20 protein-coding genes are annotated in these 23,887 nt (G+C 44.1%); 12 read left to right on the forward strand and 8 right to left on the reverse strand.

Annotated features, from left to right (window positions below; all coding sequences use genetic code 11):
• Positions 1–51 precede the first annotated feature (51 nt).
• The 5 genes from NWE73_RS09305 to NWE73_RS09325 all read left to right on the forward strand — a co-directional run bounded on the left by NWE73_RS09305 (position 52) and on the right by NWE73_RS09325 (position 5,980).
• Positions 52–1,638 carry a hypothetical protein gene (locus NWE73_RS09305; RefSeq protein ID WP_277578038.1) on the forward strand — a complete coding sequence of 529 codons (1,587 nt, stop codon included), beginning with the start codon at positions 52–54 and terminating at the stop codon, positions 1,636–1,638.
• A 207-nt stretch (positions 1,639–1,845) separates the two neighbouring features.
• Entirely contained in the window at positions 1,846–2,451 is a 606-nt protein-coding gene (locus tag NWE73_RS09310; protein ID WP_277578039.1) for a L,D-transpeptidase family protein, read from the forward strand.
• A 105-nt stretch (positions 2,452–2,556) separates the two neighbouring features.
• Complete coding sequence (locus tag NWE73_RS09315) at positions 2,557–3,297, forward strand: PilZ domain-containing protein (RefSeq protein ID WP_277578040.1); 741 nt, start codon at positions 2,557–2,559, stop codon at positions 3,295–3,297.
• A 65-nt stretch (positions 3,298–3,362) separates the two neighbouring features.
• Complete coding sequence (locus tag NWE73_RS09320; RefSeq protein WP_277578041.1) at positions 3,363–5,327, forward strand: hypothetical protein; 1,965 nt, start codon at positions 3,363–3,365, stop codon at positions 5,325–5,327.
• 14 nt (positions 5,328–5,341) lie between these two features.
• Positions 5,342–5,980: an RDD family protein gene (locus NWE73_RS09325; protein ID WP_277578042.1), complete on the forward strand. Its 639-nt coding sequence runs from the start codon at positions 5,342–5,344 to the stop codon at positions 5,978–5,980.
• Here NWE73_RS09325 and NWE73_RS09330 read toward each other — a convergent pair.
• A complete protein-coding gene (locus tag NWE73_RS09330; protein WP_277578043.1) occupies positions 5,951–7,108 on the reverse strand; it encodes a class I SAM-dependent RNA methyltransferase in 1,158 nt (385 codons plus the stop codon). The genes NWE73_RS09325 and NWE73_RS09330 overlap by 30 nt on opposite strands.
• Before the next feature lie 75 nt (positions 7,109–7,183).
• Here NWE73_RS09330 and NWE73_RS09335 point away from each other — a divergent pair, with 75 nt between their 5' ends.
• Positions 7,184–7,624: a DUF333 domain-containing protein gene (locus NWE73_RS09335; RefSeq protein WP_277578044.1), complete on the forward strand. Its 441-nt coding sequence runs from the start codon at positions 7,184–7,186 to the stop codon at positions 7,622–7,624.
• Positions 7,625–7,628: 4 nt separating this feature from the next.
• On the opposite strand, the gene NWE73_RS09340 is transcribed toward NWE73_RS09335, so the two are convergent.
• The gene (locus tag NWE73_RS09340) at positions 7,629–8,300 is read right to left on the reverse strand and encodes a 2'-5' RNA ligase family protein (protein ID WP_277578045.1); all 672 of its coding nucleotides are present in this window, start codon (positions 8,298–8,300) and stop codon (positions 7,629–7,631) included.
• A 55-nt stretch (positions 8,301–8,355) separates the two neighbouring features.
• On the opposite strand from NWE73_RS09340, the gene NWE73_RS09345 reads away from it, so the two are divergent.
• Positions 8,356–11,304: a M28 family peptidase gene (locus NWE73_RS09345; RefSeq protein WP_277578046.1), complete on the forward strand. Its 2,949-nt coding sequence runs from the start codon at positions 8,356–8,358 to the stop codon at positions 11,302–11,304.
• Positions 11,305–11,468: 164 nt separating this feature from the next.
• On the opposite strand, the gene NWE73_RS09350 is transcribed toward NWE73_RS09345, so the two are convergent.
• Positions 11,469–12,179, reverse strand: coding sequence for a hypothetical protein (locus NWE73_RS09350; protein WP_277578047.1), 711 nt, complete (start codon positions 12,177–12,179; stop codon positions 11,469–11,471).
• Between the two features lie 151 nt (positions 12,180–12,330).
• Here NWE73_RS09350 and NWE73_RS09355 point away from each other — a divergent pair, with 151 nt between their 5' ends.
• The 5 genes from NWE73_RS09355 (at position 12,331) to NWE73_RS09375 (ending at position 15,841) form a co-directional block, all read left to right on the forward strand.
• Entirely contained in the window at positions 12,331–12,729 is a 399-nt protein-coding gene (locus NWE73_RS09355) for a hypothetical protein (RefSeq protein WP_277578048.1), read from the forward strand.
• A 45-nt stretch (positions 12,730–12,774) separates the two neighbouring features.
• Positions 12,775–13,683: an alpha/beta hydrolase-fold protein gene (locus NWE73_RS09360; protein WP_277578049.1), complete on the forward strand. Its 909-nt coding sequence runs from the start codon at positions 12,775–12,777 to the stop codon at positions 13,681–13,683.
• Positions 13,676–13,993 carry a KH domain-containing protein gene (locus tag NWE73_RS09365; RefSeq protein ID WP_277578050.1) on the forward strand — a complete coding sequence of 106 codons (318 nt, stop codon included), beginning with the start codon at positions 13,676–13,678 and terminating at the stop codon, positions 13,991–13,993. The genes NWE73_RS09360 and NWE73_RS09365 overlap by 8 nt, the downstream gene beginning before the upstream one ends.
• An 89-nt stretch (positions 13,994–14,082) precedes the next feature.
• Positions 14,083–14,658, forward strand: coding sequence for an NADPH-dependent FMN reductase (locus tag NWE73_RS09370; protein ID WP_277578051.1), 576 nt, complete (start codon positions 14,083–14,085; stop codon positions 14,656–14,658).
• Positions 14,659–14,893: 235 nt separating this feature from the next.
• Positions 14,894–15,841 carry a hypothetical protein gene (locus tag NWE73_RS09375; RefSeq protein ID WP_277578052.1) on the forward strand — a complete coding sequence of 316 codons (948 nt, stop codon included), beginning with the start codon at positions 14,894–14,896 and terminating at the stop codon, positions 15,839–15,841.
• Positions 15,842–16,011: 170 nt separating this feature from the next.
• Here the strand turns inward: NWE73_RS09375 and NWE73_RS09380 are convergent, their stop codons facing one another.
• The 5 genes from NWE73_RS09380 to NWE73_RS09400 form a co-directional block, all read right to left on the reverse strand.
• Entirely contained in the window at positions 16,012–17,022 is a 1,011-nt protein-coding gene (locus NWE73_RS09380; protein ID WP_277578053.1) for a hypothetical protein, read from the reverse strand.
• Positions 17,023–17,034: 12 nt separating this feature from the next.
• Positions 17,035–18,450, reverse strand: a complete 1,416-nt coding sequence (locus NWE73_RS09385; protein ID WP_277578054.1) for an MBOAT family O-acyltransferase — start codon at positions 18,448–18,450, stop codon at positions 17,035–17,037.
• 83 nt (positions 18,451–18,533) lie between these two features.
• Entirely contained in the window at positions 18,534–19,547 is a 1,014-nt protein-coding gene (locus NWE73_RS09390) for a hypothetical protein (RefSeq protein ID WP_277578055.1), read from the reverse strand.
• 91 nt (positions 19,548–19,638) lie between these two features.
• Positions 19,639–21,423 (reverse strand): hypothetical protein, encoded by a 1,785-nt coding sequence (locus tag NWE73_RS09395; RefSeq protein ID WP_277578056.1) that lies wholly within the window; start codon positions 21,421–21,423, stop codon positions 19,639–19,641.
• The gene (locus NWE73_RS09400; RefSeq protein ID WP_277578057.1) at positions 21,402–23,750 is read right to left on the reverse strand and encodes a hypothetical protein; all 2,349 of its coding nucleotides are present in this window, start codon (positions 23,748–23,750) and stop codon (positions 21,402–21,404) included. Before NWE73_RS09400 ends, NWE73_RS09395 begins: the two co-directional genes overlap by 22 nt.
• Between the last annotated feature and the right edge of the window lie 137 nt (positions 23,751–23,887).

The following is a 23,887-nucleotide window of genomic DNA, read 5'->3' on the forward strand; positions in this document are numbered from 1 at the left end:
AAAATTGCGAGGCCTATAATTTGCTCTCTGAAACCTGCCGATAGAAGAGGCATGAGAAAGCAATATATCTATCTAAGCATTTTTGGAATGATGACAGCCTGTGCACCGCAATTCAATCCCGCCGTTGAAGAGATTGCTTCGAATACCGCGCAGGATATCGCGTGTAAAAACCAAAATCTCGAAACCAAGCTCTGGGATGGTTTGAAATCCTATTTGATCGAACAAAAGCAAATTCCAACGGCCAGCGAAATGAAAAGCGCGATGCATGGTCAGATTGAGAAACTAGCAGCTGACAATGCTCAATTGAGTTCTGCCGACGTAGCGAAGTTAAATGGCGATTTAGATGCCCTGGTTGACTCTTTGTTGACGGAAGCCCCACAAGGTGAACGAGTCGAGTCTCCAGAACAGCTTTTGGGTCTGCTTTCAGCAATTGACGTTGGTGATCGCTCGACTGTATTTAGATCTTATATGCAAGATCGGGTGCGTGGTAATTTCACGGCTCTTTCCAAAACAATTCAATCTTATGATTTGAACTGCAATACAAGTGCTGGAACTGGATCGGGCGCGGACTCAAATATTGCAACGAGTACTCCGTCAGGATCGGGTTCGCTCGATGCGGTGGCGCCTCAGGCGCCCAATGAGGTAATGCCGCAAGCGCCTAACTATGACTATGAATACCAAAAACAACAGGCTTTGGCAGCGGGTGTCTCTTTGGCGGCCTTTGGCGGTCGTTGGGCTATTGCAACAGCTTATCAGAGCTGTCAAAGCATGGAGATGAGCCCCTTGAATGCTCAGACTCCAGAAATACAAGGTATCAAAATTATCGGTAAACATTCTGATGGAGTGGGAAATAAGCGAACAATCGCAAGTTTACCGAGCGTACAGGCGACCCATCCTTATTTGAAGGGGGTCAGTTCGTATGGTCAATCCTGTGTCAACGTCCGTCAGAATCCTTTGATTTACGATTATGGCGGTAAGCCTTATGCAACCACAGCCGCAACTTCGCCGATCGATCTTCATAAAAACAACGGTGATGGAACCAGCGTTCTTGGTATCGACTGTTCAGGTTTTGTTTTCACGGCCATGGCAACTGCTGGTTTGAAAATGAAGTCAGGTCGTGCTTTAAAAGCTTCAGATTCTTGGGCTTGGGGCTCAACCTCCTACGTTGAACCGCAAAATAATGGTCTGACTTGTTTGTCTAAGATCTCCGTATCTCCGACTTCAACCATGAAAGCCGGAGATATTGTGGCCGTCCAGGGGCATGTGATCTTGATTGATAAAGTGGGTGCAGATCCATTTGGTATTGCAGGGGCAAAAACAGAAAAAGATTGTGCTGCTTTGACGGCAAAAGGTTTTGATTTCATCGTCGCGCAAAGTTCACCCAGTGCGGGAGCCGTGGGTATCAACCGCTATGAGGCCAGAGACTATCTTCCAACCTCTGCGAAAATGAATGCCGGCTTGCAAAAATACGCTTACTACACTTGCTTGGCGAAAGTGAACAACAAGACCTACACTCCAAATCTTGGAACTCTTTCTGTGGTTCGCCACAAGGGAACTGCGGATTGCATCGCACCTCGCGTGACCTTGGCTCACGAAAGCTGCATCCAGGGCTGTTCTTCAGGGACTTTTTCGAACTAGAAATGTCATGAGCTTACATCTGTCATGGATGTGGGCTCCAAAAACCTCTGTCGAACAATCAGACAGAGTGCCGGAAAGAGTCTTCGCTAAAGCCACAAGCTATTTGTATTTTCGAATACACGGCTAATCAGCATTCCAAAAAAACATCCAAAAAATATAATCGCTAGATCCTCGAGAAAAAGAGGGGAGTGTGCTATAACTCCCCCTATGAAAAAGCTCATTTCTTTGCTCATTCCATTCGTGTTGTCGGGCCTTGCCTCTTCAGTCTCTTTTGCTGCGGAAACTCGTTACTGTGATGATATGGCTCGAGTGAATAACTTTCCCCACTTGAGCTCGGATCAGTTTGCAAGACATCTTGAAGCCAAAGGCTCTGTGGATCGCATTCTGGTTTCCAAAGCTCGCAGAGAATTATATTTGTTAAAAGACGATGTGGTTTTAAAAACCTATCATGTCGCTTTTGGAATGGACCCACTGGGTGGACATAAGCAATTTGAAGGTGACAGTAAAACACCAGAAGGTATTTATACCATTGATGGAAAGAATCCCAACAGTGCTTACTATTTGAGTTTACATGTTTCTTATCCGAATGCAGCGGATGTGGCCTTTGCAAAATCCCGGGGGCGATCGCCAGGTGGCAATATCATGATACATGGCTTTCCGGTGATCCCAGCTAAGCACATCCAGGTTCAACAAATTCATCCGCTTGATTGGACCGCCGGTTGTATTGCGGTGACAGATAAAGAGATCAATGAGATTTACTCGTTGGTAAAAGAAAAAACGACCATTGAAATCTGCAAGTATCGCGACAATTAATGAATTCTGCGAAGGACCTAAACAAACCTCGCTAACTAAAGTCCAGAAGTCTTTAAGTATGATCGTCAGAAGGCCCCCTTTCATTTAGCATGATTTGGGGGTCTCATGCAGAAAACAGAGCTTAAAAAGCCGACCGGCGTGTATGTATTAGCCGTGTTATTTCTTATCGCCCCAATTGGCAATCTTCTTCTAAGTTTCGCCGGCAGTGGGATTAAAAACTTCAGTCAGCCTTCTTTGATCTACGCCTTTCTTCAAGGGGTTTCTCCGCTCGATTGGTTTTGGCTCAGTCTTCTGGTTGTGACCGGAATTCTTCTGCTGCGCCCTCATAAGACTTCGTGGACGATGGCGATTGTCACTTTGCTATTGGTCCTTGGAATCAATATTTACAGAGCGGTGACCGGAGGCTTGGGGGAAGTTCAATATGCCCACTGGCAGATTCTTTTTTCCAGTATGGCGACATGTGCGGTTCTCATCATGTCTTTCTATTTTAGATTTCCCTATTTGGACCGCCGTACGCGTTGGTTTATTCCAGCAGCCCAACGTTATGATGTAAGAACACCCATCGAGGTGGTTGCTCAGGATATCTTTAGTGGTGTGACGGAATCGGTTTCAATCTCAGGGGCGCGAGTGCGCCTGCAAAGGGACATGGGGCCGATCATTAAACAGATTCGCTATGTCGATGTGATCTTCCCGGAAATCAAGAATGTGAAGATCAAGACTCAAGTCGTGGAATACGACGACAATATCCTTCGTTTGAAATTTAAAGAGCTTAGAGGCAAAGAATTGAACTATTTGAGGGATTGGCTCAGGTCTCAAGATGAGACAAATGCCGATAATCCCGGTTAAGTCTGGGTTTCTCTTAAGTATTTCTATACTGTACCGAAAAGACTCAAAAGTATGAGGTCGTTATTATGAGATGGAAGTTTAAACCAGTTCCTGCCATTAAAACTCTTGCTGCCACATTGTCTATGTGGACGATGTGTATTGCACCGGTCGCACAAGGCGCGGAAGCTGCACGCAACAAGCAACTCATCAATCAATATCTCAAGGAATCAGGATTGACGACGCAGAAGATGACCATCGGTCAATTCTGGGGAAAAGTACGTCATATCTATCCTTCTGTATTGCAAAAGCAATTGGATCCTTGGATGTCGATTCATAAAAATGAACCGATGCCATCCATTGAGGCGAGCAGCTTCAAAGATGCTGACAACAACGAGCAAGTTCGTATCGTGTTGAAGGCGGGAGCTGAAACAGGAACTTTGACTTTCACCGGTGATGACGAAAAACCATTGAAGGTTAACGGGGTGACTTTAAGCCGTGCGGAACTTGCTGATTACAACAAGTTTGAGCAACTGGCAGCTAAGATTGGCAATCAGGATCCAATGCTTAAGAAGTCACTCAAAGAGGGTGCAAAGAATTCATCTGCAAAATCTTCTAAATCTGTTGTGACTGAAAAGCGTTTCCTAAAAGGTAAAGACATTGCCAAGCTTCCTTTGCGTCAGCAAATGGATTACTTCCTTAAAATGAGAACAGCAGTTCAAGCTGCGGATCGCGTTTTGGAAGTTAACAAAGGCAGTAAAGGTGCTTCATTTGATTACAGCACTTCAGACTCCGCAGTGGCTTCTTTGTGGCAAATTCTTTTGGGTGCCAATGCGGTAGCCAAAGTTGAGCAAGCTTGTATCGCCTCTGGTTGGGTTGCAAGTTATTATCAAGGTTCATGTGCTCGCCCTGAACAAGGTCAAGCAAGTTTGTTGCGTCAGGTGGAAGAACTTCCATTTAGCGCGACGGTAAAATCCAAAGTAACAAGTTGTGCAAAAGGTGGCGGTCTTCCATGTAATCCGCTGCTCTTTGGTTTCAGCGACAATTCTGGAAGCCCGATTTGTATTACTTCAAATTTAGCTTCAGCTACAAAGCAATGTAACGAAAAAGTTCCACTTCCTCAGGATAGAGAAAGAATTATTCAATCTATCGTAGCGGCTCGTGGTAACGATGGAAGTCTTTGTAAAGTAAAAGATGACAACACGGTATCTCAGGTTTGTGCTGATAAATTGGAAAAGTACACAGATAATCTTCAAGCCCATTACTTGAATGCAGCTCAGTTCTGTACAAAAGGTGGCGTTTCTAGTATCGAATCACGCGCTGAGTGGGAACGCAAAGCACGTACGGATATTAAGAAAGACCAAAAAGAAGCTTGTGATAATTTGAAAGACAGATTCTTCGATTTGAAAGTTGAAGTTTCAGGTCCAGCAACACCAGCGCAACCATGTTCTGTCAGAATTCCTGGTTCGCATGAAGGTGATGGTGGCACATGTCTTTGTGAAGACGGCAAACCGCCACGTCCACCAGCTCCAAAACCAACTTCAGGTGGTAAAGCTGGCAAGGCACTTCCTCCGCCTCCAGTTCCTGGTGAATCAGGCGCAGTGGCAGCTCCTCAGGAAAGTGATGGACAGTTGGTTTGTGAACCTGTCGTAATTGGCGATAGCGGTGATGTGACAAATACAGATCTGCCTCCTGGTAAAACTGTGAAAGAAGACACTTGTGGTTTCCTATGTAAATACAAAGGTATCTTGATCGCAGTGGGTGTTGGCTTGGTTGGTTTGGGATTGTTCTGGTGGTTGACTAAAAAGAAAACCAAAAAGAGCACTCCTGTATACACACCACCAGCTCCACCACCATTGCCAGATCCTACGGTGTCACCAACAACAGTTCCGACTGTGGACCCGGTTCCTCAGAACCCATGTCCTGCACCTAACACAGTGATTAATGGTGTCTGTACGGCTCCGATCTTTGTTCCGCCAGATCCTCCAGTAGTGACACCTCCATCCACTGAAGGTGGCACAGGAACAGGGCCTACAGGCGGAGCGATTCGCTAGGTTGTAAATAAAGAATGTTTGAAATTAATAAAGACAAACAAAAGATCATACCGCAGAGGGCTCCCCATAACAGGGAAGCCCCTCTGCCTTTAAAGAACCCGGTGGTTCGTCGTCGTAAACCGACCCGTCAACCCACAGATTCCAAGCTCAATGAAATTTTTAAAAACAATAAAATGCAGTTCGATCAGAACACCGGCTTTCATGGGGGCCCCTCTGCGCGTCGCAAAGGTTACCGTTTGGCTTTGTGGTCCTGGTTGGCTTCGACTATTGATGCTTTGATTTTAGTTGCTGCCAGCTGTGTATTTCTTTTGGTTTTCTCGCTGATTGTTAAAAGTTCGATGGGTGGAATTCTTGCGGGTATCACTCAAGGGCAGCATCGATTGTTGTTGTTTGCGGAAGTCTATGCGATGTCATCTTGGATCTATATGATCTCGATTCGCAGTCTGATGGGGTCGTCGATTGGTGAGTGGGCTTGTGACTTGCGCTTGGGTCAACCTCATGAACGCTTGCAGGCCAATTACGTGTTGCGCGTGTTTTTACGCAGCACTTTGATTGTTCTTACAGGTGTGATCACCATGCCAATTTTATCTTTGGTGTTCGGCAAAGATATAGCGGGCGTATGCTCAGGGCTGCGTCTTTTTTCTCTCAAGTAAAGTCAGAACTTCATAGTGCGTGCTTTGTGGAAATTGATCCAGAATCACGCATTCTTTCATTTCATAACCATAGTTTTTCAACTTCACCAAATCCACCGCCATGGATTCTGGAAAGCAGGACATGTAAATAAAAAACGAAGGTCTTTGTTCGGGTTTAAGTTCCTCCAGAGGATTCAGGAAGCTCATCAGGCCTGAGCGAGGTGGGTTGGCTAAAATGCCATCAAACTCAGAGAAGTCTTTCAAAATCTTTTTTTGAAAATCTCCCCGATGGATTGTTAGTTTCTGCGCATGTGCTTTTAAAGAGCCCGGCAGCATTGCCACGGATTTCTCCAAACCTTCCAAAGATAAGGCATCAATTTCACAAGCTACTAATGACGAAGCGGAAGCCAGCGCAGGTAAGGTTAAGTTACCAATCCCTGAACCAAATTCAATCACCCGAGCCTTCGGGTATCGCCCCACCCACGAGGAAATCGTTTGGCCAATAAGCTCATTCGCCTTGTGACTGGGTTGTGTAAAGCTGGCGACATGACAGTAAAGTGAAACGGCATCTCCGTTCATCCACGTGTTAAACCAAACATTCAATTCGGGATCTTTAAGTTTAAACTCAGAACCATTCCAGAAAGGCACTTTGCGGCGCTGGCCGATCTCAACGAAGGCTGTTTTTTGCAGTCGTTGCAGAAGGGATTTTTCATCAAGAATTTTTTTAATATCCACGTTCGCAAAATCCAACCACACGCCGCGCTCGCCGTGGGGGCCGACTCTTAAGCGGACGGAGCCCTTTTCCACGGGCCAGTTGTAAGTTCTGAATTCTGCGAGCCATTCCTGCAGGGCCGGCGATAGTTGGGCGCAAATATCAATATCAACAATATCGTGGGCGTCCTTGGCGTAAAGTCCCAAGCGGCCCCCTTGTAAGCTGAAATCCAGGCGATCTCGCAAATAAGCCGGTCCCGCTGTTAAAACTTCGACTCCCGGAGTAGAAAGGTTTTTCCTGCTGAGAAGGTCTGAAAGTTCGTTTTTTTTAAGATCTAACTGTTCCGAATAGGTTAGGTGCAGGTATTGGCAACCATTACAGCTATTCTGGTAGGGACAGGGGATCTTAATGGATGGATTAAATGATCGGCTTTGCATAAAAATAAGGCTTTTGAGTCTTGCTCCAGAAGGTCGGCTGTTATATCACCTTCATATTAGCAGGAGTTTGAAACAATGATGAGAGTTTTATTGCTTACTTTGGTTATCGGTCTTTCCTCTGGTACGGCTATGGCCCTGAATAATAACCCATGGATGAGAACCTGCCGCATTGATCAGGGCATCTTTTGGATCCTGAAAGGCGCTCAACAACAAGAGTATGTAATGTGCTTCTTTGATAATGCCACCATCGGGGCTGAGGAATTCTTTAAATTCAAATCAAACTATGGAGAGTCTTTGGCTATCCAGGCATACAAATACCGAGGCTTCTCTTCTGGTGCAGCGAATATTTGTGAAAATGCCGGAGCTAAGCATGTTCAAGGATCTGGCTATAACGGCAAAACTTTTGATATTTGCAAATTTAACGATGGATCGATGATTGATGCCACCAGTTTGTGGGCAGGGCCTGGGTCCCCAGAAACTGCGAAGCTGGACTCCGCTCTTTCTTCAACCTACTAGCTTCTTATTTCTTCTTGGCGTGCTCGCCCTCCTGCAGGGTGAGTATGCAGGAGCTGGCGTCCTTCGTGACGCCGTCTTCAAAGTGTAAATCACGCTTCGTGTATCCCAAAGTCACATGGGGAAAGAATGACTCTGCGTTAAAATCCTGAGCTTTCCCCCCGCGGGAAACATAGAGCTCTTGAATAGCCTTTCTGATTTCAAAAAGTCGATCCGAATGGATCACGACAAAATAAGTCTTCTGTTCAGCCCCATCAATTTTGCTGCTTCCTTTGCCTACACAGACTTTTTGATAAGGACTGTCTTGGATATTCATTTTCTCAGCAAGTGCGTGGATTTCTCTGATGGAAACCTTTTTGCTTAGAACCTTATCGTACTCGGGAGGCGTCACTACTGTGATATGGGCCTCGCCGCGATTGATCAGTTTGAGGTGCTCTTTGGTTTCAAGGCTTTCGCGAATCTTTTCAAACTCTGGATAAGGCAGATTCATGGCAAGATAGGACTTAAAGGCTCCTTTTTCCTCATGCTTCACAAAAGGGACTTGATCAGTATTGGCAATTCCACGTCTCTGGGAGGCTGGGATCTCAAGAGCAGTCAGGCCGGTTTGTTTTTGAGTGGCGCAGGAAGTCAGTAAACTCATTGATAGAGTGGTAAAGAAAACCACTTGAAACGCTCTCATTCAAAACCCCCGTTTTGTTGACATAGGTCCGTCCTCCTTTTAGCGTACACAGACTATGAAAAAAGTGAAAGTCCTTCTTACAGTTCCAGTTCTTTTGGTAGCTCTTTCGGGAGCCGTGTTCTCTTTAAGCTCATGCAAATCCAAAGACGCAAAATCGACTTCTTTGGCTCCGGCAGCAGCTCCAGAGGCAGCATCTCAGTTTGGGAATGAACCGAACACTTTAATTTCTGCAGCCCACCAGATTACATTTGTGGGGCAAAAATCAGGAGAAGGCTACTTCAGTCCTGATGGAAAGAACATGATCTTTCAAAGCGAAAGAGAGCCCGGCAATCCCTTTTACCAAATGTTCGTAATGAACCTCACCAGTGGCGAGACGACCCGGGTTTCGCCTGGTCACGGCAAGACAACTTGCGGCTGGATTCATCCTTCCATGAAAAAAGTGATGTATTCATCGACTCACTTGGATCCGGAAACAAAAAAGAAAACTGAAGCAGAGTTTGAAAATCGCAAGAAGGCGGTCAAGGCTCGTTACTCTTGGAGTTTCGACGACAGCTATGACATCTTTGAGTCTGATCTTAAAGGTGGCCATATCAAGCGTCTGACGAAAGAAAAAGGCTACGATGCAGAGGGTTCTTACTCTCCGGATGGTCAGTGGATTGCCTTTGCCTCAAACCGTGCGGGTTATACTGAAAAACTCGAGGGTGAGGATAAGAAGTACTTCGATCAAGATCCTTCTTATATGATGGATATCTATATCATGAAGGCTGATGGGACCCAGGTAAAGCGCCTGACGGATTCCAAAGGCTATGATGGAGGTCCCTTCTTCAGTGCTGATGGGAAAAAAATCACTTGGCGTCGTTTTGCTCCCAACGGGGCAACGGCTGAAATCTATACGATGAATGTCGATGGTTCGAACCAAAAGCCGGTGACTCATTTAAAATCAATGTCTTGGGCGCCGTTCTTTCATCCTTCGGGAGATTACATTATCTTTGGGTCCAGTGTTTTGGGCTATTCCAACTTTGAACTGTTCATTGTGGATAGTGAAGGCAAGCATGCACCTGTGCGCGTGACCTTTATGGATGATTTTGATGGTCTTCCTGTATTCACGCCGGATGGCAATCACTTGTCCTGGACTCATCGAAATACCAAGGGTGATTCGCAAATCATGATGTCTAATTGGGATGATGTTCAGGCTCGCAAGCTGTTGGGGTTGCCAGCAGCTGACCCCATGGGGAATGGAGCTCTTTCTGCGAATATCACGGTCGATGATGCTAAAAAGTGGGTTTACTATTTAGCGTCGGAAGAATTGGGCGGTCGTGCCACAGGCAGTGCTCAAGAAAAGATTTATACTGAAAAGTTCGCGCAGGCCTTTAAGTCTTGGGGTCTTGTTGGCGGTGCTCAGGATGGCAGCTTCTTTGAGACCTTCGAATTCACTTCAGGTGTGAACCTGGGAGTTAAGAATTCACTTGAAGTTGTGGGCTCTTTTAAAAAGAAGTACACGGTTTCTAAGGATTTCGAACCTCTGTCATTCTCTCGTGTAGGTAATTTTAGAGAAGCGCCGATTGTTTTTGCAGGATATGGAATCAAGGCTCCGGCCAGCGATAAAGAAGCCGCTTATGATTCTTATAAAGGTCTGGATGTAAAAGGCAAATGGGTCATGGTCCTGACCGATCTCCCAGCAGAGATTTCTACGCAAAGACGCCAGTACTTGAATCTTTACTCCCGATTGCAACATAAGTTAACGGTCGCAAAAAATGAAGGCGCGATTGGCTTGGTCTTGGTTAATGGCCCATTAAGCGGTCTTCCTGAAAAGTTTGGCAAAGTGAAGTACGAAGGCTCTTTGTCAGATGGAAGTCTTGCAGTTGTGCGTCTGTCGACAAATGCGGCGATGGAAATGATCAAATACGCATGGAAAGATCTGTCGGTGATCCAGCGCAATTTGGATAAGGGTGAGATGGTGGAGGGATTTACGATTCCTTCTACTTATATGACTGCCAATATTGATCTTCAATTCGAGAAAGCAAAGGGTGTCAATGTTGTCGCCAAGTTGCCTGTTCGCGGTGCGAAGTCTTCCATTTTGGTAGGGGCACATGGGGATCATTTGGGGCATGGTGAGTTTGGCAATACTTTGGCCAAAGGAGCTGAGCTTGGAAAATCTCATGTCGGTGCTGATGATAATGCTTCCGGCGTTGCAGGAGTTATGGAGACAGCCCAATACTATGCAAACCTCAATAAGACTTCCCCTGAAAAGTTAAAGAAGAACCTTTACTTTGCTATTTGGTCTGGTGAGGAGCTCGGCGATCTGGGATCAAGCAATTTTGCGAAATCTCTAAAAAAGAATCACACGATGGAAGCTTACTTTAACATGGATATGATCGGTCGCCTCAGGGATCGTCTGTTTGTGCAAGGTCTAGGTTCAGGGGATAAATGGGCGGGGATTGCGGAAAAAATTTCTGTGAAAGTAAATACTCCGCTGGTTGTTCAAGAGGACCCTTATCTGCCAACAGACTCAATGGCCTTGTACCTGGTGAACATTCCAACCGTGAATCTATTCACGGGTTCGCATGTGGATTATCACACCCCAAGAGACACTGCTGAATTGATCAATTATGAAGGTATTGTGAAAACCTTAGAAGTTCTGCAGGGTTTTATCGACACACTTCAAGTTGCGCCTGCGAACTTCGTGAAATATCAAAAGGTCGGAAGCTCTCAAAACAAACTCGAAGGCCGCACCTTCCGCGTCTACTTGGGGACAATCCCAGACTACTCCCAAGAAGGAGTGAAGGGTGTTAAGATCTCAGGTGTTTCAAAGGACAGCCCTTCTGAAAAAGCAGGTCTTAAAGAAAACGATATCATCACGGAATTCGATAACACCAAGATCGAAAACCTTTATGATTACGTTTATACACTGCAAAGTGTGAAACCAAACAAAGAGACCACAATCAAGGTCCTAAGAAACGGATCTCCGATCGAACTTAAGATCACTCCGAAGCTTAAAGAGTAGGACAAGGTTCGCCTCATTAGACCACTCCCCTTCTGAATATTTGAAGCGGGGAGTGCTCGATGGATAAGAAGAGTGCTTGGAAGTGGTCTATTAAAAAGAAAAAGCCAGGAGGTGATCCTGGCTTTTTTAGTTTTAGAGCATGAAGAGATTCGACAGTCTTTAAATTAAAGAGCTGGGAATTTCAGTTTAGGGCATTTCGTTTTCAAGAAAGCCATTAGACCTTTGTCAGAATATCTGAAGGCAACGTCACCGTCAGCGCTATACTTAAAGAGATCACCGTTTTTAACCTTACAAGTAAGTCCCGCTTCATCTGTGAAAGTTGAAGAACCCGCAGCGCTTTGAGTTGGGGCTCTACCAAGAGTAAAGCCGGCATCAAGCATAAGGCCTTTAAACTTAGAAATATCTACGCCACCTTTGTTTGTGTTGATAACTTCATGGGCTACTTTAACTGTTGCTTTGTCGATGCCTGTAATTTGTGCATCTTCATAATCAAAGAAGAACTTGCTGCCGCTGACGTCCGTCACTTCCAAACGACGAGTTTCATCGTTCCAATTAAATGAAGGCTGTGTTGCCGGACGTGGGAAGAAGAAGAATTCACGTGCGCCAGTAAATTCACTTTCAGGACCCTTGCCGAATGAATTGAAGACCATGAAGTTACCATCGCTGGCAAAAAGATAATCGCGATAGATCAATCCGCCTTCTTTGAAGTTATGAACTGAAACAAAACAGTTCGCGTTATTGCTGGAAGCGATCTGTTGTACCTGGATGCTGCCGCGTCTTTCAACTCTATCGGGACATTGTTGCTGTTCGGCGAAAGAAGACATCGGGACTGACACTGAAAGGGACAATAATAAAAAGGACCAAATAAGTTTCATAAGTACCTCGTGAGCACTAGCAGAAATCAATTAGAAACATAAGTACAGCGGGGGAGCAGGGCGGCACGAAAAATAACCAAATCTGGACTCGATAGTCCCTAACCTTTCGTGATTGTATATGAGTCTCAATCTGTAGTGAGGGACTCAAAGCATGTCCTCTTTTGCCGAAGAATTCAAAAAATATCAAAAACAAGAACGACTGCTGACCGGCGGAATCGTATTGGTTTCCGTTTTAGCGCCGGTCTCATTCACGTGGCTCTTGGATCATAAGGTCAGCTGGGCCATTTCAGGTTTGGCAGCATTAGCCTGTCTTGCTACAGCCTCATGGCTTCATTATGTTCGCACTCAGGTCGCACAAAAGCTTCTTGGCAAATATGAAAAGTTGGATGTTGGAGCGGTGTTGGCTAAAAAGATCTCGCCAATCATGCCACATCGCTTTGTGATCACCAATCGTGGCTACAATCACTATTATCTAAAATGCCTGAAAACGGGTGAGCAAGTTCTTGTGTCTAAGGACAGAGTTCGCGAAGATTTCGATATTGCAAATTGATTTTCACTGAACCTCGCGGGAGCCTTGATCAACAGGAGGTTCCCGATGAAACATATCACGTCAGTGATCGCACTTCTTTTGGTGTTGGTTTCATCTGCGGTTTTTGCGGAAGCCAATCGGGATCTCTCTCAGCAAACAGAACATAATAATTCAGGCTATCAATCGGACTACTACTGCGGAACTGAAACTCAATTGGGCATCAGTTTTAATTACTGCATCCGCAATGTGGATCGGACCAAAAATAAAGACATAGTCTACTTTTTTCACGGACTGATGGGTGACGAACAGAGCTGGTTCACGCAAAAGTTTGGCACAGGTATGGTCGAAAGAAAGTGGCATTTTCGAGGCTACGATCCTACGGTAATAACGATCTCCTTTGGTGAAGTTTGGCTCTTAGTTAATAATCATCGGTTTCCACTTTTACCCTATTTTAAAGACATCATTGTTCCTTTATTAGAGAAGAAAGTCGGTGGGCTAGGTAAGGGGAGGAGAATGTTGATTGGTCAATCCATGGGGGGATTGAACGCGCTTGAAGCCGCTCTTCAGCTTCCTAACCTCTTTTCTAAAGTGGCCCTGTTATGTCCTGCCATCACAACTGTTGGCCCCTTTGCCTCTCAAGACGAAATCGATGCTTATATTCAAAGAACTGGTGCCAACCCTAAAAATGTGAAGTTGATGCTCAGTATTTCAAAAAAGGTTTTCATAAACCAAAATGACTGGGACAAGCACGATCCTTTGAAGCTGGTATCAAGATATCATGGTCGCAAGCCAGAGTTTTATAACTCTATAGGCATGCAGGATGACTTTGGATTCCAAGAAGGTGCTGAAAAGTTTAGTAAGCTTGCTGCAAAATATGGTTTTAAATCCCAATGGGTCCCACTGCAAGGGGGTCATTGTAACTTCGATCGCAGAACGACCGCGAATTTCATCATGGAGGGCTATAAAAATGACTGATATCGAGCCACTGAAACCCTATAATCCTGAACTCAAGCCAAAAGGTTCTGATGTCGATCAAGATGCCTATCGTGAGGAAATCCGAGTCCTCATTGAAAAGGTCATTCGCTTCCTGGTAGATGAAGCTGACAGTGTCACAGTGACAACTTATGTTGGCCCGAAGACAACGGTTTATCGCGTGAATTGCGCTAAAGACAACCTGGGTCAGGTGATCGGCGCACAAGGAAAGACAATCATGGGGCTTCGCGCGGTTGTGCATGCAATGACAGCGCGTAATGGAATTCGCTCGATTGTCGAGATCCCAGTTTAATAAATTTATAAAAAAGGCATCTAAATGCTGCGGCCGGATCATGTTGAATTCTCATGACTGGCCCATTTCTTTGGTGTCTGCTAACAGACATGAGCGATAAGTTTAAGATCCTGGCGATTTCAGGCAGCACCAGAAAAAGCTCCTCCAATTTGAATCTCATCAAAGCAATTGCTGAGCTCAGTTCTGAGTTATTTGCGGTCAACCTTTTCGACGGACTGACAGATCTTCCTCATTTCAATCCGGATTTAGACGGCGAAAATGCTCCGGAGCAAATCATCAAATTTCGTCAACTCCTTAAAGATGCCGATGGTGTCTTAATCTGCACTCCTGAATATGCGATTGGTGTTCCTGGAACTTTGAAAAATGCCATCGATTGGACGGTTTCATCCATGGAGTTTTCGCAGAAACCTGTGGCTCTTATAACGGCATCAACTTCTGGAGAAAAAGCGCATGCTTCGCTGCTGGGAACCCTTTTGATTATTGAGTCGAAAATGACCGAAGAAAGTCAGCTGGTTATTTCGGGGATTAAGTCGAAGGTGAGCGATAGCGGTCAGATCACTGACCAAGAAACTCTGGCGCAAGTTCAGAGGCTCATTGATGCTCTAGGAAAAATGGTGCGGGGAGAAGCAGTTAAGATGCTTCCTCCTCCATCATTGAAATGCTAATGGCTTAGGTTCACAGGTTCCAGCATAAATTGTTTTTGAACACTGGATGTTCTAAATTCCTCAGTTGTGGGTAGCATTCATATTGATTGCGCTGCGAACTGAGAGACCCTCTAAATATCTGATTATTGAATTTCAAGTTGATACAACTTTAGTCATGGTCTCGCATAATGCGATCTTTTTTAAATAAAATTTAATCGAATCTGCAATACTCATTAAGTCCATAGAAGGAGAGCTTATGAAGAGTTCTATATCAGCAATGCTGATCTCCGCCATTATAGGTGGGACTTTAAGCACGGTCGCTTATGCTCAAGATAAAACAGATTCTCAACTTCCAGATGTGATAATCACGGATGAGCAAGCCCGCAATATCGCCGCTATCGATGGACACGAATTGCCAAACACTTCGACCTTTTCCTCAGGTGCTTCCAAGAATTGGAAAGTCCAAGTTCTCAATGAAATCTATATGAATGAGGGGGAGTATCGAGATCGATCTTCCAATTCAAAAGTAACATCCTACACGGAACCAAAATTTTCCTACAAGGTGACTCCGAATTCATATTTGGAAGTCGCTGTTCCTTTTGATGTGAACTCAATTCCTGACAAAACTGAACGTGCCGACAATGTTCAGCAAGAAGTTAAAAATGGCAAAGCCTTCAACGGAACGAGACTTTCTAATTTGTGGTTTGGAGCAACTCATACCGGAGGAAAAATATTTGCCTCGGATGATATCGTTACTTGGCTTCGTTATTATCTCCCAACTTCGGAAGTTGCCCAGGAATTAAAACAAGATGGCATGCTTCGCCTTGATGTCCAGGTTCCTTGGACGGTAGGGAAGTGGAATTTTCTCTACCTTTTAAATCCACGTCTTTATTTGAGTCATGATGAAACAACGAATCGCCAAGCTAGATTGAGTTTTAGACAATATGGACTGGTGACTTATGGATTTACGAATGCTTTTTCCATGTATACGTCTTATGGACATAAGCTGAATTCAAACTCAGATAACTTTCTGTACAACCAACAAGTGATTCATGCGTTTGAATCCGGTGCCTCTTATGTTTTCAATCCCAATGTTAATGTCACTTTTTACGTAACAGACGAGTTTGTTGAAGGATCTGAAACTATCCAATTATTTACGCCGAATAAAAACAATATGACTTTAGCGACGGTCTTGAGTTTTTAAGATCATCAAGCGCTATCGATCAAATTAATGAAAATCTACACGCGGAAAGCGGGATATAAAATCTTCTGATAAGTTATATTATGTAACAGATAGTGTGGGGTTCTTTTAGAGTGGGCTCAATTATATAGGCTTTAAAGCATATATGAACCCATTGAGATCGTCTTGAGGGTTTAAACTCCGCCAACCAAAGTCTTTCGAAGCATCTGAATCACACTTTTACATGTGAAATGAACTCCGTCGTTCCAATAGCTTGGAGATCCATTATCTTCAGGAATTCCGTTAAAGTAATTCTTAACTTCGATCCCTGGACCTTGAAGTTTCTGAATGTTTTGAATCCATTTGATATGAGCCTCGTAAATACCTGGATATTCCGTTTCAAGTCGCTTCATAAACACCGGATGATATGGCGGAATCACAATTAAAACCGCGATATTTCGTGCCTGAAGATCCTTAATGGTAGCTTCGAAGCGTTTTAAGGCCTCAGTATTTTGTGGTGGCTTGATCGAACCATTCACATAGGCCTGATAAAGCAGGTCGATTTCATTCTTTAAGGATTCCGGGGTTTCTTTGCCTTTAAAATCAGGCTGATCGCAGGCCGAATAATCCACCTGACTGCCCTCACCTTGACCTAGACTTGAGGCGGGTGAGTGTTTGAGGGCGGCAAAAGAAGCCTCTGTGGTATTGTGATCAATCAACTTCTGAATCTCTTGAAGTTTTACCGCAAAACCTTCGTTGGCTATCATATCGGCTGCATATTTTCTTAAGACTTGGGTGTTCTTAATTTTAGCGTCCGCATTTGAAGTGATAAGTTCAAAATAATCCGCGTACCAAATAACCTTTTTAAGCTTGGTTTTTTCCAGTGCCAAATTTAGGAAGGCTTTTTTAGTGATAACTTCAGCGCCGGAGGCTGATAAATTCAAGGTTTTTAGACCGCTTACGGATTGAATCCATAGAGGCGAAGTTGTTTCACCACGAGATGATCCTAAAAGAACTTGTTCCGCATCGGGATTCTTTACGATCATTTGCGCCACCTGATAATAGCGATTTACCGAGGATTTATTAACGTCGATTTCTTTGCAGTAATAACAAAGAGGGTCCACAGAGTAATTAAATCCAGCAATCAATCCCACAAACACGATGATGGCTGAAGCTCCCAAAAGGAGTGTTTTTTTTGAATTCATAATCAACACCTCCTAAAATTGGAAATACAAAAACGGCGATTCTTCGCCCATATAAGTTAAGCAAATCACAAACAGGAAAGCCAAAATAAGTGCATTTCGGAAGCTGGGTTTAAACTTAAATTCCCAAGTATTCTTCGCCAGGAAACCAGCTAAAATAGCGACTCCCAAAGCTACAAAGAATCTATCCTTATGTTTCAGAGCGATATGATACAAAGTCCAAGTGCGATCTGAATTCAGCATGAAAGCTTTTTGCAGCCAAATCGATGCAATATGAAAATTAGGCGATCTGAAGAAAACCCAGCCAATGTTGATTAAAACAAAAGTCCAAATCCAGCTCAGGTATTTGCCACGAACAACACTCCAGCCGCGATCCTTAAAAAAGCGTTCGATCGCCAGCGCAAATCCATGGAAAAGACCCCAAACAACGTAAGTCCAATTCGCTCCATGCCATAAGCCCCCGACCGCCATTGTGATCAAAAGGTTCTTATAAGTGTTAAGCTTCCCCGTCTTGTTTCCGCCCAAAGAAATATACAGATAATCTCTCAGCCAAGCGGACAAACTGATGTGCCAACGTTGCCAGAACTCTGTGATAGAGAGAGATTTATATGGGGAATTAAAGTTTTGTGGGAATTGAATATTCATCATCAAACCCAGGCCCACAGCCATATCTGAATATCCGCTAAAATCGAAATACAATTGGAAGGTGTATCCCAGCATAGCCAAAAGAGCTTCCAGGTTTGAAGCTGCCGGCATATTGTGAATCAATGGATCCACGGCTGCCGCAATAAGATCCGCAATCATCATTTTCTTGGCCAGGCCGAAGATAAAGAAATAACAACCGCGCCAGAAGTTATCAGGTTGAAACACATAAGTTGATTCTGATTCCAACTGCGGAACGATCTTATTATGACGAACCAAGGGGCCAGAAATTTGATGCGGGAACAACGTCACATAGCCGGCAAAAGACAAAAGATTTGCGTGGGCATCTGATGTCCTACGATAAACGTCGATCACATAACACATGGATTGGAAGGTGTAGAACGAGATACCAATCGGAAGAATCAAATTCAAAGAGGGAAGTGCTGCGTCCCCTACTCCCAACAAACGAACTAGACCGTTCGCGGAATCGACGAAGAAATTATAGTATTTGAAGAAACCCAAAATAGAAAGATTGGCGATCACTGAAGTCAGCAAAAGACCTTTTCGTTGCGCTTGAGTTTTCGAGTTATATATAGCCTTGGCGATATAGAAATCTAGAATCACCGTGAAAAACAAAAGAAACACATAGGTCGTGCTCCAGTAGCAATAGAACGCGACGCTCGAAAAGAACAAGAACCACTGCTGCAGAAGCTTTTTCTTGAGAAAATAATATCCCAACAACGTAATTGGTAAAAATACGAATAGAAAAATATAAGAGTTAAATAGCATGCCTAAGAAATATATTAGGACACCAAGGGAGTCTACAATTTAGCCTTCGGCCATAGACAATGACACGGCCAGCAAGCCAGCATTTATTTCGGCAGATTTTGATCAAGACTTCCCATCATTTCAATCACACCTTTGCAGGTAAAATGAACGCCATCCACCCAGAATTTGGATGATTGATCATCATGGGGAATTCCCTCAAAAAAGTTAACCACTCGTACTCCGGGACCCTTTATTTGCCCCAGCCAACTGATCCATTCCATATGATTGGTATAGATATCCGGATGCTCCACTTTTAGGCGCGCAATGAATTGAGGATGGTATGGCAAAATAACGATCTCAAGCTCAACGTGTTGATTTTGTAGTTTCGCCACCAGATTTTTGAAAGCTTCTTTTGCTTCATTAGCAGGAGGCTTGTTAATAATCCCTCGAACATAACGATCATATAGGATGTCTATTTCATTGCTCAAGCCCCGCCGACTTACTTGGGAAGTAAAACCTGGCTTTGCACAGTCAGTGTAATCCAGCTCGGAGCCCTCTCCCAAATCAGAAGAAGGAGGTAAATGATATCTAGATGCACGGAACGAGGCCCTGATTGTATCCCAGTCGATCAAAGATTTTAATATTTCAGAGCTTTGGTCAAAAGTTGAGCTTGAAAAGATATCCTGAATATAAGGACGTAGAGCTTTTGTTTTGTAAACATCCCCGTCAACAAAGGTCTTTGTTAGCTCAAAGTAATCTGCATACCAAATTACCTTTTTGATCTGTGCATGCTTGAGGGCGAAATCAATGAAGGATGTCTTAGTCACAATTCCAGCTGCAGGATAGGAAAGATTTAAAGTTTTAAGACCGCTCACTTGTTGGAGCCAATGTGGCGACGTGGATTCACCACGCGAAGAACCTAAGATTATTTGTTCAGCATCAGGATTTCTTAAAATAATTTGCGCAATTTGATAACGCCTATTTCGAGTTTTCTGATTTGCATCAATCTCTTTGCATAGAAAGCAATAGGGATCTACCGCCAAATTAAGTCCGACGATGGCGGCTAAAAAGAGAGCAATCAGGGAGCTTAAAATAAGAAGTGATTTTTTTGAACTCATGAGATTCTGGTAAAATAGCTTGCGTCCATTTCAGATGTCTATCAATAAGGAAAGCTAGGCTGTGTCATTGACAACCTAGCTTATAAAAAGACTAGAAAATTTTAGAGCAGAATGGCGCATTCACAGATTGCTGAGAAAGCTCTCTAAAGAAAGTCAGACCATCTTTTTTAAATCTTTCTTTGAATGGAGCAGAACTTTCAAAAACGCCCCAGCCACTAAAATCTGTACCGGTCTTTGCGCTGATTTGAGCGATGAACTCTTTCACGCGAGTGCTTCCATCTTTACCCTCTTTGAAGTTGTTGAAGTCACCCTCATGATAAGCCACAACCTCATCCGGGAAGATTATCAAAGGAGCCAATAGTTCAATCTCATTAGCATACATCGACACGACATTAGGTACCATTCGGCGAGAATCCACGCGAACAGCCAACAAACCACCATTTGGAACGGTCACTTGTTCACCTTTAATCGTCTTAGTGACATCACTCCCTAGGAAGCGCATTGCCACAAATGGATTATAAGTAAATGACAAGAAGCTGGAAGCTTTCGGGTCGCGAGCATGAGCCGTCATTTGGTCAGTGATTTTAATAGCCATAGCCTTGTCACCAAAAACTTTTTGACCTTCATCTCCATTCTTTTCACGATTTGTCGTTAAAGAACGCAGGCGACGAGTGTAACTGCCTTGATTTTTAGTCAAGACCGTCGACATAAAGGCGAATTTCTCTTCCCCGCCTTTGATTGTTTCCATTCTTTGGATCTTATCTGTTTTATAGTCAAGACCACGGAAAGCAACCGTGGTTTTAGAAAGATCTGGATGCTCAATCGCTTCTAACCAAGTTTTCCAGGCTTTGTATTCTGTAGGCTCCATGATTTGCCAAGGCAAGTAAGCCTCAAGCATATCGCGAACACCTTTGCGATCGTTCTTCAACATCAAATCATTAAGCTTCAACTCCATAGCTTCAAGCTTGTCCAAGGAGCCCGTTTCAGATCTCCATTTATCCAAGGCCTTTTGTTGTTGGCGAGCGAATTTTTCCGCTTTTTGATTGAGTTCTGTCACTTGTTTTTCAATATTCACGATATCTGCAGAAATTTGTCCTTCCCCATTAGGAAGAGCCGTCGGCGAACCATTTCTTAATGTTTGAAGAGCCTGTTGAGGGACATTCGACTGCATGATGGCCATCTCGATATTCTTCATGCGCGCCTGAGAAACAAGACTCCCCTCAGTCGCATTGAAATAACCTTCAGTCCATGAGTGCGGAGAATCGAACAATTTACCTAGAGCAGAAGATTTGGCGTAGTCACCAGGGATCGAATTCATAGAGACTTGAGCAAGATGAGTTAATGTCATCAATACAGAAATATCTTTAACAAGAAGCTCTGGATTCTTTAAAGCCGTATCATCAACCTGCACGGTAAGAACCAAATCTTTATCCGTATACTGCGGAATAATACGACTGTGGTGTTCGTTATTCACATTGGTGACTTTAACAATTTTTACCTGTGCAGCTCCGCGAAGCTTGCCGATATCATCTGTAGCAGAATTGGCGTTTACATAGTAATTGTTAATAGTATCCTGAATTTTCATAAGAGACTTCCAAGTCGTCTCTTCAACGGACTCAACGACTCCGGCATCGACCTGAACGGCCGCTGCGGCGTTCGCAGTAGCGGTCTGAGCAGTATGAGTTGCAGCTTGAGCGTTAGACTTCGACGTTGATGTCGTCTGCTGAGTTGGCGCAGCACTCTTTTTGAGAATCGCTGAAACCATCGCTTTGGCTGCATCTAAGATGCCGGCATGAGCCATATTGCCTTGCATAGTCACAGCAAGAACAACTGCCAAACATGGAATAGTTCTTTTTACAACATTACGGCTTCGCATCTCATACCTCCAGTAGTCTCAGTAATTTCACGGAAGCGTACGCCGCCGTTTTTGTCGATCTCTTTAGTTAGGCCCAATTTCTTTAGAATCTTGTTTTCATAGTGCGCAGCCAACACGCGTTTACTGCCGGCATTGAAGCGAAGAGCTCCGCGAGACTTTTCAGCATCAAAGTCTACAACTTCAATCTGTAAGTCCTTGCCCATCGTTTGCTTAATTTGCGCAAGCTCTTTGGCATACACAGATTCAGCATCCGCAGCCGTCATAGTGCCGATCATCAATTTAAGCGATAAAGCTTTCTTCGCATTCCAGGTGCCATTCATGAACTCGTCAGAGCCGACAATGGCAAAGTTAACTTGCTTGATCTTCTGAGCTAACAAATCCGTGGCGCCAGAGAACTTTTCAAGCTTATCCATCAAAAGCTGGCGATCAAAAGCTGGCTCCGCTTTAATCAAGGCTTCCAATTCCGCATCCGTTGACAAGCCTTTGCGCAAAGCCAATTGAGTCAATTGAGCTTTCGAAGTGATATCGCGAGAAGGCCTTAGAACGTCGATTTTATAATACATTCTTTGCACTGCCAACTCAGCCGAGATCATGTCCATATTGCCTACCGGAGCTTTGATTCCGCTTTGCATGAACAAGCTCTCAAGAAGCTTCATTTGACCATTTTTTCTTTTTCCAGAATCACTTGCAGCAACTGCCAGGGATTCATGTTCAGAGCCGACCACATCAGACACCAATAAATAAGGCTGGAAGCTTACACGTGGGCCAAGATTTTCTTTGAGGTAACCAGTTTCAAGCTCCACAAGATCAATCTTGTTGCTCCATTTGTTGAACCAAGTTTTTGTCTCATCAAATGGCGAGGTCACTTGTCCCAAAGTCATACCGGTTTTTACAAAGTCTTTTCCGTAAGTCGGTGCTTCAAGATCAAACAATTTGCCAGCTTGAGTATAAGTTTTAGAAGGAGAAACCACATCCCCGACTTTCAAACCTTTACCTACTAGACCACCCGCTGTTCCGATATAAACGACTTTTTCATGTCCAGAGTTGCGAAGAGCGCGCGCGACTGGCACCACTTCATCTCCCCACATATTTGAGATAAATCTCCAGCGAACGATTTTGCCGTCTTTGGTTTCTAGTAGGACATCGGAAATGTCATGGCTCGGTTGTTCCGAAGTATAGACTTCATAGTTTCCAGCCAGTGGATTCGTTACTTTTTCGAACTCAGACTTCACAACAGAAGCCTTGGTTGTCACAGAGAAGTAAGAACCTGATTCTTTAACTGTCTGAGCCAGTTTTGAGATCTGTGTTTTGTCGGCAACAACTTCAGATCTAAGATCTGGCTGCATTTGTGCCATCATTCCAGCCATTGTAATAACATTCGAGATGGCAGACTTCTGTCCGATCACGACGACATCGGCTTTAGGTACTGTTTTAAATAGCTCTAAAAGACGCGCCTCTTGATCGCGATGAACTTGATTGGCATTACCATAGACGCGAACGAAATCGTTCTTTAAAGGCACCTTAGAGTCGTATTTCAGGATTCTAAGCTGTGCGATCAAGTGTTTTACGCGGTCATCACCTGAAATGCGGGTGATAGCATAAGAATACTCATTCGTACGTGGGTCATGAACGAGGTACATTTTATTGTAATTGGCAGCACGGGTTTTGATTTCCGCGATCACTTCACGGTCTTCTTGAGAAATTCTTTGGCGGAAATCACGCTCAGTTCCCATATGGAACTCAATGGATTTACCGGAAACGGCCGCATCCCAGAACAACGCACGAGTCGTTTTTTCTGAAATATATCTTTCAGAGTCCAGTAAGATCGCTTTACCATCAACATTGGGAATAGAACGTTTCGCAAAAGAAACCTTATGAGAACTGATATCTGAAATCGAAGCCTCTTTTTTCAAAGCAATTTCATCAGCCTTAAAGCCTTCCATTAGTTTTTTTCGGAAGAAGTTGTAGTTCCACTCAATATCTTTAAGCGTGAGATTTTTAAATTCAGGGAATTTCTTATGTAACATGGAGAGAATAAGCTCATTCCACTTGTCAGTGTTATTGAGATCTTGCATAACATAGTTCTGAGCCGCGTACTCTTCAGGGCGAATTTGACGAATAGCTTCCGCCGCTTTTGCTTGATTGTGCTCCATCAAATAGTCAGCCAGACCATCAGAATAGAAGTCCAAACGATCTACAGAAAGCATATAGTTCAACTTCGTCAGTTGATCCTTATGTGCTGCAGTTAGTTCAGCATGAGCGTAGGGAACTCCTCCCCCGCCGGTGGTAATCAGGAACGCAATAAGTAGAGTATAGATCTTACGCATAGCAAACACCTCACGTGCTTACCATGCAAATTTAAGGACCAAGTCTAAGTATCTAGAAAGACGGACTTTCTCATTCTGGGAAAGCCCTTTATGCGTGATTTGTTACCCTGGTGTTAACCAAGGCGACGTCTCAGAAA

It is taken from the genome of Bdellovibrio svalbardensis (assembly GCF_029531655.1).
Classification (GTDB): domain Bacteria; phylum Bdellovibrionota; class Bdellovibrionia; order Bdellovibrionales; family Bdellovibrionaceae; genus Bdellovibrio; species Bdellovibrio svalbardensis.

Excerpts from the sequence above, each read along its gene's own strand:
- NWE73_RS09305 (WP_277578038.1), top strand. The coding sequence starts at position 52 with ATGAGAAAGCAATATATCTATCTAAGCATTTTTGGAATGATGACAGCC.
- NWE73_RS09310 (WP_277578039.1), top strand. The coding sequence starts at position 1,846 with ATGAAAAAGCTCATTTCTTTGCTCATTCCATTCGTGTTGTCGGGCCTT.
- NWE73_RS09315 (WP_277578040.1), top strand. The coding sequence starts at position 2,557 with ATGCAGAAAACAGAGCTTAAAAAGCCGACCGGCGTGTATGTATTAGCC.
- NWE73_RS09320 (WP_277578041.1), top strand. The coding sequence starts at position 3,363 with ATGAGATGGAAGTTTAAACCAGTTCCTGCCATTAAAACTCTTGCTGCC.
- NWE73_RS09325 (WP_277578042.1), top strand. The coding sequence starts at position 5,342 with ATGTTTGAAATTAATAAAGACAAACAAAAGATCATACCGCAGAGGGCT.
- NWE73_RS09330 (WP_277578043.1), bottom strand. The coding sequence starts at position 7,108 with ATGCAAAGCCGATCATTTAATCCATCCATTAAGATCCCCTGTCCCTAC.
- NWE73_RS09335 (WP_277578044.1), top strand. The coding sequence starts at position 7,184 with ATGATGAGAGTTTTATTGCTTACTTTGGTTATCGGTCTTTCCTCTGGT.
- NWE73_RS09340 (WP_277578045.1), bottom strand. The coding sequence starts at position 8,300 with ATGAGAGCGTTTCAAGTGGTTTTCTTTACCACTCTATCAATGAGTTTA.
- NWE73_RS09345 (WP_277578046.1), top strand. The coding sequence starts at position 8,356 with ATGAAAAAAGTGAAAGTCCTTCTTACAGTTCCAGTTCTTTTGGTAGCT.
- NWE73_RS09350 (WP_277578047.1), bottom strand. The coding sequence starts at position 12,179 with ATGAAACTTATTTGGTCCTTTTTATTATTGTCCCTTTCAGTGTCAGTC.
- NWE73_RS09355 (WP_277578048.1), top strand. The coding sequence starts at position 12,331 with ATGTCCTCTTTTGCCGAAGAATTCAAAAAATATCAAAAACAAGAACGA.
- NWE73_RS09360 (WP_277578049.1), top strand. The coding sequence starts at position 12,775 with ATGAAACATATCACGTCAGTGATCGCACTTCTTTTGGTGTTGGTTTCA.
- NWE73_RS09365 (WP_277578050.1), top strand. The coding sequence starts at position 13,676 with ATGACTGATATCGAGCCACTGAAACCCTATAATCCTGAACTCAAGCCA.
- NWE73_RS09370 (WP_277578051.1), top strand. The coding sequence starts at position 14,083 with ATGAGCGATAAGTTTAAGATCCTGGCGATTTCAGGCAGCACCAGAAAA.
- NWE73_RS09375 (WP_277578052.1), top strand. The coding sequence starts at position 14,894 with ATGAAGAGTTCTATATCAGCAATGCTGATCTCCGCCATTATAGGTGGG.
- NWE73_RS09380 (WP_277578053.1), bottom strand. The coding sequence starts at position 17,022 with ATGAATTCAAAAAAAACACTCCTTTTGGGAGCTTCAGCCATCATCGTG.
- NWE73_RS09385 (WP_277578054.1), bottom strand. The coding sequence starts at position 18,450 with ATGCTATTTAACTCTTATATTTTTCTATTCGTATTTTTACCAATTACG.
- NWE73_RS09390 (WP_277578055.1), bottom strand. The coding sequence starts at position 19,547 with ATGAGTTCAAAAAAATCACTTCTTATTTTAAGCTCCCTGATTGCTCTC.
- NWE73_RS09395 (WP_277578056.1), bottom strand. The coding sequence starts at position 21,423 with ATGCGAAGCCGTAATGTTGTAAAAAGAACTATTCCATGTTTGGCAGTT.
- NWE73_RS09400 (WP_277578057.1), bottom strand. The coding sequence starts at position 23,750 with ATGCGTAAGATCTATACTCTACTTATTGCGTTCCTGATTACCACCGGC.